This window comes from Aquificaceae bacterium, assembly GCA_037481935.1.
In the GTDB taxonomy this organism is placed as follows: domain Bacteria; phylum Aquificota; class Aquificia; order Aquificales; family Aquificaceae; genus Pampinifervens.
The window spans coordinates 71,620-85,676 of record JBBFKQ010000006.1; the positions used below are offsets into that span (position 1 = coordinate 71,620).

A 14,057-nucleotide genomic window follows, 5' to 3' on the forward strand; every position below is an offset into this window, starting at 1 on the left:
AAGAATGTCGTCAATTACATCCATTGTTACTATATAATTATTACTCATGGAAAAGCGAAACAGTTTAGGATTCACACTGATAGAGATACTAATAGTCGTTATTATTATAGGCTTACTTGCAGCATTGGTAGCGCCAAGACTCGTAGGCAAACTTACAGAGTCGAAAGAAAAAATAGCAAGGCAACAGATAGCTATGCTTTCTACTGCTTTGGACCTTTATAGAGCTGATGTGGGCAGGTATCCAAGTACTCAAGAGGGATTGGAAGCTCTAATTAAGAGGCCAGAATCCGTTCCCGTAGATAGATGGAAAGGTCCCTATTTAAGGCAAAATAAATTACCTCTAGATCCATGGGGACATTCCTATGTTTATTATGGTCCAGAAGACCCTCGGGCGATTGAGAAAGGCGTGGATTATATAATAATATCCTATGGAGCAGACGGTAAAGAAGGAGGTAGTGGTGAAAGCAAGGATATATCTAATTTAGATTGAGTATGTCTTATGTCTTAGAGGCAATTGGTTTAACCAAGATATACAAGATATACAGAAAGCCAGCGGATAGATTAAAAGAAATAATTACAGGTAAAAAGTATCATCAGGAACACGTGGCGTTGAATAATGTTTCGTTAAAGTTAAAAAAGGGGGAAGTTCTTGGTATTATAGGTGAAAATGGAGCGGGGAAAAGCACCTTACTTTCAATACTGGCAGGAGTTCTCCCTCCTACCAGAGGTATAGTTAGAGTAAATGGGAAGATAGCCGCAATATTAGAGTTAGGTGCAGGATTCCACCCAGACTTATCGGGTTATGATAATGTATTTATGTATGCTAAACTCATCGGCATGTCTGGAAGTGAAATCAAGAAGAAAATGGATTTTATAGAAGATTTCTCAGAACTAAGGGGCTTTCTAGATAAGCCGATAAAAACATATTCTACTGGTATGGTCGTGAGGTTAGCCTTTTCAACTGTGCTTGCAGTTGAACCTTCAATATTTATAGTGGATGAGGCCCTTGCGGTAGGTGATATACACTTTCAATACAAATCTTTTAATGCACTCAGAGAATACAGAGAAAAAGGAGGAGCTATCATCTTCACTAGCCATTCTTCTTACCAGGTTACCAACATATGCGATAGAGTAATTTGGCTTAGACATGGGGAAGTAGTAATGGAGGGTGACCCACTTCATGTGGTCAAAGAATATGAGGATTATATGAGAGAAAAAAATAAAATAGGGGATAATACAATAAATCAAAACGTTCAATTTGAAAGCCCTGCATCTGCTCCTGCTTGGATTTCATATGTAGCAACTAATAAGGAAATAATAAAGCCAGGTGAAAGTCTTCAGATAAGGGTAGAAATTAGCTCTAAGAACCATACCAAATTGCATATAGGAGTTGTCTTTAAGAGAAATGATGGATTGTGGGTATCGGTTTATAGCACCAAACATGAAAATAAGCTGGTTAATATGATTAAAAAAGCTACAGTGTATTTTTCGTTTCCAGATTTTCCAATACTCCATGGACTATACAACATAGAGATATATTTATTGGACGAAACAGGTAGTGTGATATACGATGTAAAAACTTTGCCTTTAAACGTGCAAAAAAGTGATTTGTTAGACATGGGTGTTTTTAGATTACGAGGCAATGTTGAAATTGAAAACAAACCCAGCTAAGCCACTAGTAAGCCCCTTCCCCTCTTATTACAGCCCATACGGTTTTTATGATTATAAAAAAATCAAGCCATAGGGACCAGTTTAGAATATAGAAAACATCCATGGCAACCCTTGTCTCATAGTCAACTTTACTTCTACCACTCACCTGCCAATATCCTGTTATCCCAGGTTTTACCTGAAGATAGAGATTTGAAAATTCTTTGTAATATTTTTCTAGTTCATCCTCTGTTACAGGTCTTGGGCCTACTAGACTCATCTCGCCCTTAAGCACGTTTATGAGCTGAGGAAGTTCATCAAGCGAGGTTTTTCTTAAAAATTTTCCAAATCTGGTAACTCTTGGATCATTTGTCATTTTCCTTTTTTCTTCCCACTCACTCCTCAAATCCTCATTTGTAGCTAAAATATCTTTCAGAATCTTCTCAGCGTTCTTATACATAGTTCTGAATTTATAAACCTTTATTACTCTACCGTCCTTTCCTATTCTATTTTGACTTATTATAATAGGCCCTGAGCTATCTAATCTTATACCTATGGATATAAAAATACCTATTATTAACGCAATTGGCAGCATAATAATAGTTAAAATGTAGTCAATTAAAGTTTTTAATGCAATATTTACTCCTGATTTGAGATTGTCTTTAAATTTTAAAAAGAGGAACTGAGGGAAATACATGGGTATTATTTCTAAATTCAGCACATTATATGTCCTTATGGAAGGTATAATAATAACTTCTTTGGCTACTTTCTGACATTGTATAACAAGGCTTGACAGTTTTTCATTGCTAATGCCCTCTGAGAATATGGCAACTGTATGTATTCTTTTTAAAAGATTCAATTTCCTTATGATATCATAAGTTCTCACTTTATATTTTGTGTCGTTTAAAACCAGATTGCCTTTCTGTTCAGCTACTATTCCTATTAGTCTGTATCCCAAATACACATCCTTAAGCAACTTTTCTATATCTTCCCTGTATCTTTCTTGAAAACCAATAAGTAAAAGAGTTTTAATTCCTATTCCTAACTTATGAAGCAATAGTTTGAACAGCAGTCTGGCCATGGGAAGTAAGATAAAAAGGTAGGAAAAGGTAAAGAAAACCAACAGTCTTGATATTTCGTGCTGAAGTTTTGCCACTCCAACTATAAAAAATACAGTTATAAAAGAAAATACTACAGCTTTGAGCGTTCTTCTTAATTCTTCCTGATAGGGGAATTTTTCAGAATAAAGCCTTTCATAGAATAAAAAAAGCAATAATGTAAATGGTATCCAAACTATCTTAATAACATCATCAAAATCATTATTAAATTCTGGTAGTATATTTTTAAACTTATTCCCAATACTCAATCTACTTTCAAAGGCAAGATAAAGAGAAATATAATAGATGATTAAATCACATAATAACATACCCAAAACATATAAAATGTCCTTATGATTGTAAAACTTTCTCATATATGTTCACAAAATTATTTGTTACTCTCTCAATGCTAAAGATATTAGCTCTTTCTTTAGCTTTTTTACTGTAGATATTATAGTTTTCCTCATTTTCAAGTATTTTTATTATTGCTTCAGCTAAACCTTTACTGTCTCCCGGTTCTACACATAAACCTGTTTCTCCATGCAGATTTACTTCACAAACACCTGATCCTCTTAGTTTTGTGCTAACAACTGGCTTACCAAAACACATGGCTTCTACTTGAACTATACCGAAAGCTTCTGTTTTATATTTGGACGGCAGGCAGAAAACATCACACCTCTTGTAACAAGTTACTAGTTGCTTTTGATTTAATTTTCCGAGTAAAAAAACTTTTCCCTTTAATCCAAGAAACTCTACCATTTCCTCTAAATTTTTTTTTAGAGGCCCATCTCCAGCAATCAGAATAACAACATTTTCTGGTAAAAATTTGGCCGAATTAATGAGTACATCAAAGCCCTTATAATACACAAGTCTTCCCACAGAAAGGACAATTTTTCTGCCCATTGAGAGTTCTCTTATATAATCCGCATAATAGTAGTCTTCCTCATATTGATGCAACTCATTTATGTCAATTCCGAGGGGTATAACAGTTGTTTTATTCTGCATAAATTTAGAAAATTCTGATTCTTCTCTTAAATTATTTGATGATACTATTATATGCTCAGCCCTATTAAAGAGCCATTCCAAAAGAGGTTTATAAAATATCATAAGAAGCCTATATCTGTATATTTCCATGTGCCACTGTAAAATAATTTTTGCTTTAAGTTTAAGTTGAGAGAAGAACAACGCAAGATTTGCCATAGGATCGGGCATATGGACATGTATTATATGATATTGATTAGAAATTTCTTTAAGTTTTGTAATCATATGCGGTGCTATGCTCGTGGATGCTAAACGAAAGTACGTTGGTACTTTGATGACTCTATAATCATCATAGTTTATTTCCTCATAAGCCGCACTGTCATTTGCACATAGAACATCGCATCTTATGCCTTTCCTGTTCAAAGAGACTGTTAGTTCTTTTATAAATCTTTCCGTGCCCCCAATAAATGGAGGATAATGTTTCCCTAGCTGTAATACTTTATACATCTTCATCACCGTAAGTGTAAAAAAATTTCCCTTTAAGTTCTTCAGCCCTCGGTCCGGTTACGGCATTTGCAACTAGGGTAGGGCCATCTATTACTTTAAGTATCTTCAATCCTCTGAGTTTATCCAAAGCCCAGGGCATGAACCTCATGTTTAGCGGAGTATTGTATAATTTTGCCACCGCATTTAAGGACTCACTTAAATATTTTATAGAACCAACATAATCGTATATCTTTTTTACTTCTGTATCTTCCCTTACTACTAAAAATGACACGGGAGAAAGAAACTTAAAAGTGCAGTAGAAAGAAAACTTTGCACCTGGTTGAGAATACCTCCATGCTAATGTCCTGTAATCTCTATAATTTATTATTAAATCATACATTTCTTTCTTCATTACGTCCCATAACGGCTCAATGAATTCCTCCGTTAGGGTGCATTTCCTAACTGAATAAATAAATTTAAGCAGACCGTTACCATAAATAAATTCAACTTCAGTAGAATTCTCTACTTCTTCATAAAGTCCAAGTCTTACACCAATATCTCTGGCTCTAATCGTTGGAAAGCCATACGGGAGAATTATTTTTCTTTCGTCTGAGTTTGGGCAAAATTTTATTATAGACTGCTCAACTAGCCTGAAAAAAATCCCTCTTTTCGTAAAAGCTCCTCTCTTTGAAGAATGCACCATGACATCGGAGACCACTGCAGAAAGGCCCTCTAATTTTTCAAATTTCACCCTTCTTGGAACCAATCCATAGTGACCTATTATAGCATCTCCTTCTTCAGCCACTGTTACGAAAGTCCCCAATCCATGGTTCATATATTTCCACTTCCAAAGTTCTATAGGCAAATCCTTGCCAAAAACCTCGTGAAAAAGATTTAATATTCTCACTTCATCGCCATGCTTATACTCCCTTATGATAACATGTTTACCCATTACCCATTAACCTATCGTAAAGATTTCTGAGTATCCCACCCTTCGGCATGATAAAATCTTTAATTTTCTGGTATTTCATCATAATTTTATAGAACTTAGAAGCTTTTATACAAGCAAGCTCTTGTTCCATGTTGTTTTTGATATGCATAAGTGAGTTGTAATTATGCCATAAATCCTCCAGTTCCTTCTTATAGTGTGCCAACTCCTCATTTTTCTTCTGTAATTCATTTTCTAAAAGTCTAATGTTTCTTAATATATCAAGATAAAAAAATTCTCCAAGGAGGTATACTACTAAGTCTTGAACTTCCCAACTATCCTCCAGTAGTATAAAGCTTTCGTAGAATCTTCTAGGGTATCTAAGAATTAAACCATTAAATTTTCTAATACTTATGAACTTATCTCCAATACCATAAAGCTCCTTGAGGCTATTTTTATACATGGAAATACTTTTTATTAATCTGTCCATATATTTTGAAACATCTACATTAAAATTGCCTATAATATCATTATAAACAGAATAGAATGAAAACTTTATGGTGGGTAGTTCAGTATGAAGTTTTATACATAAACTTCCTAAAATCCTATGGTCTTCATGAAAATCATAAGGCGCTGTGGAGAATATAAAATCAACATCTTGTTTTATTGCATAAGTCTTTATTTTTTCCTTTATATCTTGCTCGTAGAACTTTAGACCCCCATCTGGATATGTCCAAAACTCCACGCGGTCATAGCCAAGTTCCTCTCTTACCTTAAGTGCTTCCATCTTTCTAATTTCTGGGTTTCCTGCCTTCTCTCCTACGGATAAAAAGATTGTATGTATTTCTTTCCCCATTTCCTTAAGAACGCATATGGTTCCACCGCAACCCAAGAGCTCATCGTCGGGATGTGGGGCAAGCACCAATATTTTCCTTATTTTTTCAAGGTCTAAACTTGCCGGTGTATTGAAGCCAATCATTTTACTTTGGATACTTTTCTGCTATATTTTTAATCATGCTCTTAATTATACCTCATACAAGGCAAAGCTATTTTATCAAAAGAAGTATATAATTCAATAGGGATGTTAAGCCTGAGTTTAATTTTCAACAATATAAAAAGGGAGTTGAAATTTAATTTCGCTGGTTCTCAACTGGGTCTGCTCTGGTTTCTTATTACTCCACTAATCCAGACATTCATTTTTTACTACATTTTTGAGCATGTCCTTAAGGCCAGATTTCCAAAAGAAGTAACGGCAAATATACCTTATGCAGCTTATCTAATAATCGGTATAGCTTTTTGGAATGGTTTCTTGCAAGGTGTTAGTAAAGGCTCAATTGCTATATTGGATAATAGATATTTAATTAAGAAGACTCCTATCCCTCCCTATACATATGTTGTATCCTCCTCCACAGTAGGTTTTATGTATACACCTATCGTGCTTTTATACACAATACCATTACTTAAAGCAGAGGCTATTAGTATAATTTTTAAATTGCTACCAATGATTTTTTTGTGGTATTTCCTATGTATAGGGTTTTCTCTAATACTTTCGTCTCTGGCTGTGTATATAAGAGATTTACCATATGTAATCGGTCCCATAATGAATTTCCTGTTTTATACTGTTCCAATAGTGTATCCATATTCTTTCATTCCAGAAAAAATAAGAATATTTATAAACATAAATCCGTTTTTTCACATGGTTAAAGGCATCTATCTCCAAGCTTCTGGAGAAGCGACCCTTACTACCTTAATAACCTGTTTTGGAATATCCATTATATCGTTATTAATAGGCATTGTCACATATACAAAGCTTAGGCAGGGTTTCTTAGACGTACTCTAAGAGCTGCATAACGCTAAGTATAATGCTATAATAAAAAGCATGAGAAAATTTGCAGGCATAGAATTAAGCAAAGCAGGTCTAGATGTGCTTTTAAGCAGCGGAGAAAGGTATTTTTTCAAAACTATAGATGAATTCTTGGTTTCTCCATACTCTAATATAGAATCTGCAGTCGCCATAGCCAGAGATTTATTAATTGTTAGAAAATGGAAATTACCTAAAGAAGCGGAAAACAATATTAAGGAAGCCATATCTTTAAATGCTGATGACATCTTTCCTTATAATATAGAAGAAATAGAATTTTTATATCAAATCATTGATCATGATAACAATATAGAAGTGATAATAATTGCAGTGGAAAAGACGCTGATAGAAAGCATTAGAAGGATTAAAAAAGTAAAACTGATAACTCCTTCTGCATACATATATCCCGTGATTGATGCCGAAGAGTCATTTACGATAAAAAGAAGAAACTACAGCGAAGTAGTTAAGTTTAAGCACGGACAACTCATAGATTGGTTTATAAGAAATGGTATAGAAGAAGGAATTGAAATAGATACAGCAAAATTACTTATTGATGTATTGAAAAGAAACTATGTTCCAAAATTGACCTATCTGGATAGAAGGCTTATCTTCAATAAATCACATGTCGCTTACGCTGCTTTTGTAAGTGCAATAACTTTATTCACGCTGATGGTGTCAGTTGGAAATTTTATATACTGGAAGTATAAGATAGCTAACGTAGAAGGGAAATTAAAAGAAACAGAAAATCTAGTTGCTGAGTACACAATGCTCAACGACAGGCTTTCATCTAGTAAGCATATTGTTGAAAAAGTATCTGGTATAAAAACTCTTGAGTTGATTTCATTGATGGCAAAGATGTTACCTAAAGATTCATGGATAATAGGTCTATCTATCAAAAAAAGCGAAATCAGTATAATGGGAGAAACAACTGATGCTCAAACGTTAGAATCAAAATTCAGACAGAGCTTTAGGAATATAGAGTTTCAGGTAAGAAATAAGACTGGAAATGTTTATGAATATACAATTAACATTAAGGCGGGGAAAATATGATGGAATACAAGTATAAAGCATTCTACAACGGGCAATTAATAGAAGGGGTTGCTGAAGGAGAAAGTAAATGGGATGTGGTTAGTCAGCTAAAAAATCAGGGTATTATGGTGCTTCATATAGATGAGTTGGCTCCAAGAGATGCTTCCATAGATTATAAGTTCTTAGAAAAATTTACAAGACAGTTGTATCAACTCTTAAAATCTGGTTTAACCACAGATAGAGCTATACTGTTCCTTTGTAAGTCAGAAAAAAAATATGGAAGAGAACTAAATGAAATCCTGAATTCACTTAGAGCTGGTGATGCCTTCAGCACTGCCTTAAAAAAGGTTGGTATATTTCCTAGAAGCTATACTGAGATGGTAAAATCTGGAGAAGAAAGTGGTAATCTCGAAGATATCTTGGAACTATTACTTTATGCAATACAGGAAAGAAATGAATTAAGAAAACATATAATAAACGCATTAATTTATCCATCTTTTTTGTTCATTGTCAGTATATTATCCTTTATGCTGATAAGTTTATACGTCATACCAAAATTCAAAGTTGTACTACAGAGTGCAGACATAAAACTACCATTTTTAACTAAAATTGCTTTTGCCATATCTGATATTTTTAGTTATATAGTTATTTCTTCGTTAATATTTTTTCTTTTAATCTTAATTTCTGTGAGAATATTAATCAAGAAATATAGACAACCTTTAGAAATTTTTCTACTCAAGATGCCTTTTGTGGGAAATGTGATATTAAAACTTGAATTAATAAAGTTTTCACAGAGCATGTATTTTTTATTGAAAAGTAATTTGCCATTAAATATTGCTATAGATATAGCTACAGGAACTGTGAACATGTTGGCTGTAAGGAATAAGTTAGTGGAGGTTAAGGCTGAAGTTTTAAAAGGTTCAAGCCTGAATCAGGCTATTATTAAACAAGAGTTGTTCCCTGATATATTTACAGAAATTATATCAATAGGTGAACAAACTGGTGAGTTACACCGCGCATTTCACACGCTATACACACAGTTCAGTAACGATTTTAAAGATATGACCAAGAAATTTATTAGCCTTTTAGAACCTGCAATAATAATCGTAATGGGTCTTCTTATTGGCTTTTTAGTGTTTTCAATGATGCTTGCAGTGTTCAGTATATCCTCCGGTATTTAATTTAAGCTTTTTTTGTTGTTTATTGCTCCGAAGAAACGATAAAACCGAGTAAAAGTTAGAAGATAGAAATTCAATCAGCTAGGTGACGCTGAACAATTTGAGAAGTGTGGTATAATTTGAGTCGATGCCCTGGAGTAATCCATCTCAAATAAGTAAAGTTCTTGAAATAGTTCTTCGTGAAAATCCTTATAAAATACTTGACTTAGGTTGTGGTATGGGGATTTATGGCTTTTTATGCAGAATATTTCTTGAGCAAATTGACCTTGTTATTATAGACAATATAGAATCTGCTATTCTAAAGTTTAATTCAAAATCCTATGATATGGTTCTATTTCTGGATGTGATTGAACACTTTGACAAAGATACCGGTATGTGGATTTTGAAGGAGGCATTCAGAGTGGGAAGACAAGTTATTGTAACTACACCTAAGGAGTTTTTCGCGCAGGTGGTTGAGGAGAACCCTCTTGAAAACCACAGATCACACTGGAGTAAGCAGGATTTTATGACATTCGGAAAAGTGGAATTTTTTGACCATCCCGAGAGCTTAATAGCCCTTATCTCAGGATGATTCTTTAATGTTATAATTTCAAATATGCGCATAGAAGACCTAAGGCATTCTGCGTGGAGGTTTAACGAGAGGCTCAACTTCCTGAAAAACAGAGGGCAGGTCCTCACAGAGGAATACGAGCCAGTGGTGAAGGAGATAATTCAGAGAGTCCAGAAGGAGGGGGACGCTGCAATCATAGAGTATACGGAAAAGTTTGACCGCATAAGGCTCACGCCAGAGACTGTGGAGATTCCATACGAAGAGCTTGAGAGAGCCTACAATGAGATAGAGGAGGATGTGAGGTCTGCCCTCGAGATCGCCCATGAAAGAATAAGAAGGTTTCACGAAAAACAGCTTGAAAGAAGCTTTTTTGTAGAGGAGGAGGGCATAATCCTTGGAAACAGGGTTCTGCCACTGGATAGGGTTGGTATATACGTGCCGGGTGGTAAGGCGGCATATCCCTCCACTGTGCTCATGAACGCAGTTCCTGCGGTGGTGGCTGGTGTCGGGGAGGTGATAATGGTCTCCCCAAAGCCAAACCCCTACACCCTTGCGGCGGCTTTTATAGCAGGGGTAAGCAGGGTCTATCAGATAGGTGGAGCTCAGGCGGTTGCAGGGCTTGCCTTTGGCACAGAAAGCCTCCCAAAGGTGGACAAGATAGTGGGGCCGGGAAACATATACGTTGCCCTTGCCAAAAAGCTCCTTTATGGAGTGGTGGACATAGATATGATAGCAGGACCCTCTGAGATACTCATAATTGCAGATGGGACCGCTGACCCGAGATGGGTTGCCGCTGACCTCCTGTCTCAGGCAGAACATGATGAGCTTGCCGGTGCCTTTATGGTGACCACAGACGAGGAGTATGCAAGGGAGGTTTCTCAATGGGTAGAGAGGCTCCTTGAGGACTTCCCCAGAAAGGAGATAGCTCAAAAGTCCATTGAGAGGTTTGGCACTTCCTTTCTGGTTGAGGACCTGTATCAGGCATGTGAAGTGGCAAACTACATAGCCCCGGAACATCTTGAGGTGCTTACAGAGGACCCCTTTTCCCTCCTTCCCTACATAAGGCATGCGGGTGCTGTCTTTCTTGGAAAATACGCCACTGAGCCCCTTGGTGACTATCTGCTTGGCCCAAATCACACTTTACCAACTGGTGGAACTGCAAGGTTTTTCTCTCCGCTGGGTGTTTATCACTTTCTGAAAAAGAGTTCCGTCATATACCTCTCCAGAGAGGGCTTTGAAAGGGTTGCAGAGCCTGCTGAGAGTATTGCTAGGGCGGAGGGGCTCTATGCCCATTACTATGCAGTCAGGGTAAGGAGGGAGCTTTAGCCATGAAGCTGTTTGTTCTGTTTCTTCTCTTTCTGGCCTCCTGCGCACCCCTTGTGTGCCCTGAGGGGGAGGAGGTAAAAAGGGCCTACTCTGAATATGGTGCTCCACAATCCTATACTGCGGCTCTTTCTCTCAGGTATGGACTTCTGAGGATTCCTGTAAGTGTTCAGAAGTCTGAGGGCAGGTTTACAATAAGTGGTGAGGGGAAAAGTGCTGAAGTGTCCCTCAACAATCTCTGTGTGGGAGGTGCCTGCGTTGACCTTCCTGTCAGCCCGGACGGCATAATCTTTGGCAGAGTGCTCAGAGGTGATGAGAAGATGGGTTGCTCTCCCTCTGGAGTCTATTTTGAGAGGGATGAGGGACTTTTCAGGTCAAGGTATGTCTTCAGAGATGGAAGGCTCAGCTTTGCAGAGTTTTACGATAAGAATAGAGACAGAAAGCTTACTCTCAGCTATCTTGAATGGTCAAGGGAAGGTTATGCAAGAGCCATAAGAATTCATACAGAGGGTATAAGCCTTACCCTCACAGTGGATAGTTTAAAATTTTAGCTATGTATCCTGTACTGATAGAAGTATTTGGCATAAAGATATACACCTACGGGGTTCTCGTGGCCCTGGGGGCGCTCCTTGCCTACTGGCTCATGCTCAGGTTTGCAAAGAAAGAAGCCATAAACCCAAACCACGTGGAGAATACGCTTCTTCTTGCCCTTCTTCTTGGCATAGTGGGTGGAAGGCTTTCTTATGTGATAGAACACCCCGAGCAGGTTCAGAGCCTAAAGGACATACTCGCCATATGGAATGGGGGTATGAACTTCTTCGGGGGTCTTGTGGGTGGAGTGCTTGGGGCGCTTGTGGGAATGCTAAAATACCGCCTGCCCTTCTGGAAGACCGCAGATATGGCGGTGGTTTCCCTCAGCATAGCCCATGCCATTGGAAGACTGGGATGCACCTCTGCGGGGTGCTGTTATGGTAAGCCCTTTCCAGTTGATGGTTCTGTCCTTCCGGGTATACATATTTCTGACAGGTTTCCCTTCTTCTACGTGGTCTTTCCTCCAGGTGCGGTTGCACCTCCCTATATGCCCCTCTATCCCACCCAGCTCATGGAATTCTCCGGTCTGATTCTTATCTTTCTTATACTCCTCCTGGCATACAGGAGAAAGCCCTTTGATGGCTTTGTCTTTTCCCTCTATATGCTCCTGTATGGTATTCTCAGGTTTTCCCTTGAGTTTTACAGGGGGGTAACGCCCCCAATTCCTGGAGTTGGGCTCACGTGGAATCAGGTGGTTGCCCTGCTTATGGTCTTCGCTTCTGTGGTTCTCGCCCTCTGGCTTCTGAGGGAAAAAAGACATGAAAAAGTGGCTTAGAAGGCTTTTAATTTTTGGCATAATAGTTCTGGTGCTTGGCTTTCTGAGTTCTTTGCTTTCAAGAGTTCCCGTCGGCGACAGGGTGGCAGTCATAAAGGTAAAGGGTGCCATAATTGAGCCCGACAGGATAGTATCAAGAATTCAGCAGGCAAAAGAGGACAAAAGCATCAAGGCCCTCGTGCTGAGAGTTGACAGCCCGGGAGGCTCTGTGGGAGCCTCTCAGGAGATATACAGAGCCCTTGAGGACTTTAAAACTTCCGGAAAGCCTCTGGTGGTCTCCATGGGAAATGTGGCCGCCTCTGGTGGGTACTACATATCTGCACCTGCGGACGTGATATTTGCCAACCCCGGAACCATAACAGGCAGTATAGGAGTCATAGTTCAGCATACGGAGCTCAAGGACCTCTTTGAAAGGCTTGGAATAAAGACCACAGCCATAAAGACGGGCAAGTTCAAGGACACCCTATCCCCCTTTAGGGAACTGACGCCCGAGGAAAAAGAGTATCTACAGAGGACCATAGAAGATGCCTATGAACAGTTCCTTCAGGCTATCCTTAAATACCGCTCAAAGAAGATAAGTGAACAGAAGCTAAAGGAAATAGCAGACGGGAGAATCTTCACGGGCAGGGTAGCAAAGGAGCTGGGTCTTGTGGACGAGCCTGGAAACCTTCAGGATGCCATAAACAGGGCGAGACAACTGGCAGGGGTGCCCGGGGCTAGGGTCTTCTATATGGAGGAAAGAAGAGGTCTTATAAGAAGGCTCATGGAGGAGGACTTTGAGGGCTTTTTAAATCATTACCCCTTCATGCTCTATTACATCATGAGATAAAGGCATATCCCCCATATCCCACAACTCTGCTCCTGTCCCCAGATGCCTTTGCTGAGGTGCTGTAATGCACAAGGATTGCCCTCATATTTTTTCCCTTTGCATAAAGCAGAGCGCCCTCTATGCCCTTTTTACCACAGGCTTCACACCATCCCTTTTGCTCTTTGTCCCCGTACAGAATCCACGCATGGCAGTGGCTGTCAAGTCTTTTTGCAGTTTGTTCATCATAGTAATGGCTGAGGTCCGAGCTTATCACAAAGAGTGTATCCTCCTTGCAGAAGTGTTCAATAAGTTTCTTTAATTCCTGTGCCCTGACCCTTCCATAAACTACAGGGATTAGCAGAAATTCACCGAGGGCAAGCTGGAGGAAGGGGAGCTGAACCTCAAGGGAGTGTTCCCACAGGTGCGGCTCATCCTGGAAAAATTCCCTCCTTTCCCCTGCATATTTCTCAACGCTTAACCTGTCCACAAACACCCTTCCCAGGGGTGTTTCAAAGGCTTCAAAGCTCCCAAAGGAATAACCATCAAAGTCTACAAAATGAGAGGGTCCGATGAGAAGCACCCTCCTTATGAGTTTGTCTTTGATGAGGGAGTAGACTTTCCCTGCAGTTCTTCCAGAGTAATCGTATCCCGCATGGGGTGCTATAAGACCCATTACTTCACCCCTGGGCTCTAAGGTCTCTTCCATCAGCTCTTCTACCCTTCTTTTCAACTCATACGGGTCTGAAGGGTAAAAGTAGCCCGCCACCGCTGGTTTTCTGACTATCATGGGTTTAAATTTAAAC

Annotated in this window: 15 protein-coding genes; 10 read left to right on the forward strand and 5 right to left on the reverse strand. The window is 38.6% G+C overall.

The window, feature by feature from the left end:
- Positions 1-46 precede the first annotated feature (46 nt).
- Both gspG and WHS43_06495 read left to right on the forward strand, forming a co-directional pair.
- A complete protein-coding gene (gene gspG / locus WHS43_06490; GenBank protein MEJ5339286.1) occupies positions 47-490 on the forward strand; it encodes a type II secretion system major pseudopilin GspG in 444 nt (147 codons plus the stop codon).
- 2 nt (positions 491-492) lie between these two features.
- Positions 493-1,671, forward strand: coding sequence for a polysaccharide ABC transporter ATP-binding protein (locus WHS43_06495; GenBank protein ID MEJ5339287.1), 1,179 nt, complete (start codon positions 493-495; stop codon positions 1,669-1,671).
- Positions 1,672-1,675: 4 nt separating this feature from the next.
- Here WHS43_06495 and wbaP read toward each other — a convergent pair whose 3' ends face one another.
- Genes wbaP through WHS43_06515 form a run of 4 tightly spaced genes read right to left on the reverse strand, consistent with a single transcriptional unit; the run spans position 1,676 to position 6,118 of the window.
- Positions 1,676-3,118: an undecaprenyl-phosphate galactose phosphotransferase WbaP gene (gene wbaP, locus WHS43_06500; GenBank protein MEJ5339288.1), complete on the reverse strand. Its 1,443-nt coding sequence runs from the start codon at positions 3,116-3,118 to the stop codon at positions 1,676-1,678.
- Complete coding sequence (locus tag WHS43_06505) at positions 3,096-4,232, reverse strand: glycosyltransferase (GenBank protein ID MEJ5339289.1); 1,137 nt, start codon at positions 4,230-4,232, stop codon at positions 3,096-3,098. The genes wbaP and WHS43_06505 overlap by 23 nt, the downstream gene beginning before the upstream one ends.
- Complete coding sequence (locus tag WHS43_06510) at positions 4,225-5,163, reverse strand: GNAT family N-acetyltransferase (protein MEJ5339290.1); 939 nt, start codon at positions 5,161-5,163, stop codon at positions 4,225-4,227. The genes WHS43_06505 and WHS43_06510 overlap by 8 nt, the downstream gene beginning before the upstream one ends.
- The gene (locus tag WHS43_06515; protein MEJ5339291.1) at positions 5,156-6,118 is read right to left on the reverse strand and encodes a PIG-L family deacetylase; all 963 of its coding nucleotides are present in this window, start codon (positions 6,116-6,118) and stop codon (positions 5,156-5,158) included. Before WHS43_06515 ends, WHS43_06510 begins: the two co-directional genes overlap by 8 nt.
- A 102-nt stretch (positions 6,119-6,220) precedes the next feature.
- Here WHS43_06515 and WHS43_06520 point away from each other — a divergent pair, with 102 nt between their 5' ends.
- From WHS43_06520 to sppA, 8 genes are all read left to right on the forward strand, one after another.
- Complete coding sequence (locus WHS43_06520; GenBank protein MEJ5339292.1) at positions 6,221-6,979, forward strand: ABC transporter permease; 759 nt, start codon at positions 6,221-6,223, stop codon at positions 6,977-6,979.
- Positions 6,980-7,018: 39 nt separating this feature from the next.
- On the forward strand, positions 7,019-8,050 hold the full coding sequence (locus WHS43_06525; GenBank protein MEJ5339293.1) for a hypothetical protein: 1,032 nt from the start codon (positions 7,019-7,021) through the stop codon (positions 8,048-8,050).
- Positions 8,047-9,210: a type II secretion system F family protein gene (locus WHS43_06530; GenBank protein MEJ5339294.1), complete on the forward strand. Its 1,164-nt coding sequence runs from the start codon at positions 8,047-8,049 to the stop codon at positions 9,208-9,210. The genes WHS43_06525 and WHS43_06530 overlap by 4 nt, the downstream gene beginning before the upstream one ends.
- A 124-nt stretch (positions 9,211-9,334) precedes the next feature.
- Positions 9,335-9,778, forward strand: coding sequence for a class I SAM-dependent methyltransferase (locus WHS43_06535; protein ID MEJ5339295.1), 444 nt, complete (start codon positions 9,335-9,337; stop codon positions 9,776-9,778).
- A gap of 24 nt (positions 9,779-9,802) precedes the next feature.
- Positions 9,803-11,083 (forward strand): histidinol dehydrogenase, encoded by a 1,281-nt coding sequence (hisD, locus tag WHS43_06540; GenBank protein MEJ5339296.1) that lies wholly within the window; start codon positions 9,803-9,805, stop codon positions 11,081-11,083.
- A 2-nt stretch (positions 11,084-11,085) separates the two neighbouring features.
- The gene (locus WHS43_06545; protein ID MEJ5339297.1) at positions 11,086-11,631 is read left to right on the forward strand and encodes a hypothetical protein; all 546 of its coding nucleotides are present in this window, start codon (positions 11,086-11,088) and stop codon (positions 11,629-11,631) included.
- A gap of 2 nt (positions 11,632-11,633) precedes the next feature.
- Entirely contained in the window at positions 11,634-12,446 is an 813-nt protein-coding gene (gene lgt, locus WHS43_06550) for a prolipoprotein diacylglyceryl transferase (GenBank protein ID MEJ5339298.1), read from the forward strand.
- Positions 12,430-13,275, forward strand: a complete 846-nt coding sequence (gene sppA, locus WHS43_06555) for a signal peptide peptidase SppA (GenBank protein ID MEJ5339299.1) — start codon at positions 12,430-12,432, stop codon at positions 13,273-13,275. Before lgt ends, sppA begins: the two co-directional genes overlap by 17 nt.
- On the opposite strand, the gene amrB is transcribed toward sppA, so the two are convergent.
- Positions 13,265-14,041: an AmmeMemoRadiSam system protein B gene (gene amrB, locus WHS43_06560; GenBank protein ID MEJ5339300.1), complete on the reverse strand. Its 777-nt coding sequence runs from the start codon at positions 14,039-14,041 to the stop codon at positions 13,265-13,267. The genes sppA and amrB overlap by 11 nt on opposite strands.
- Positions 14,042-14,057: the final 16 nt, after the last annotated feature.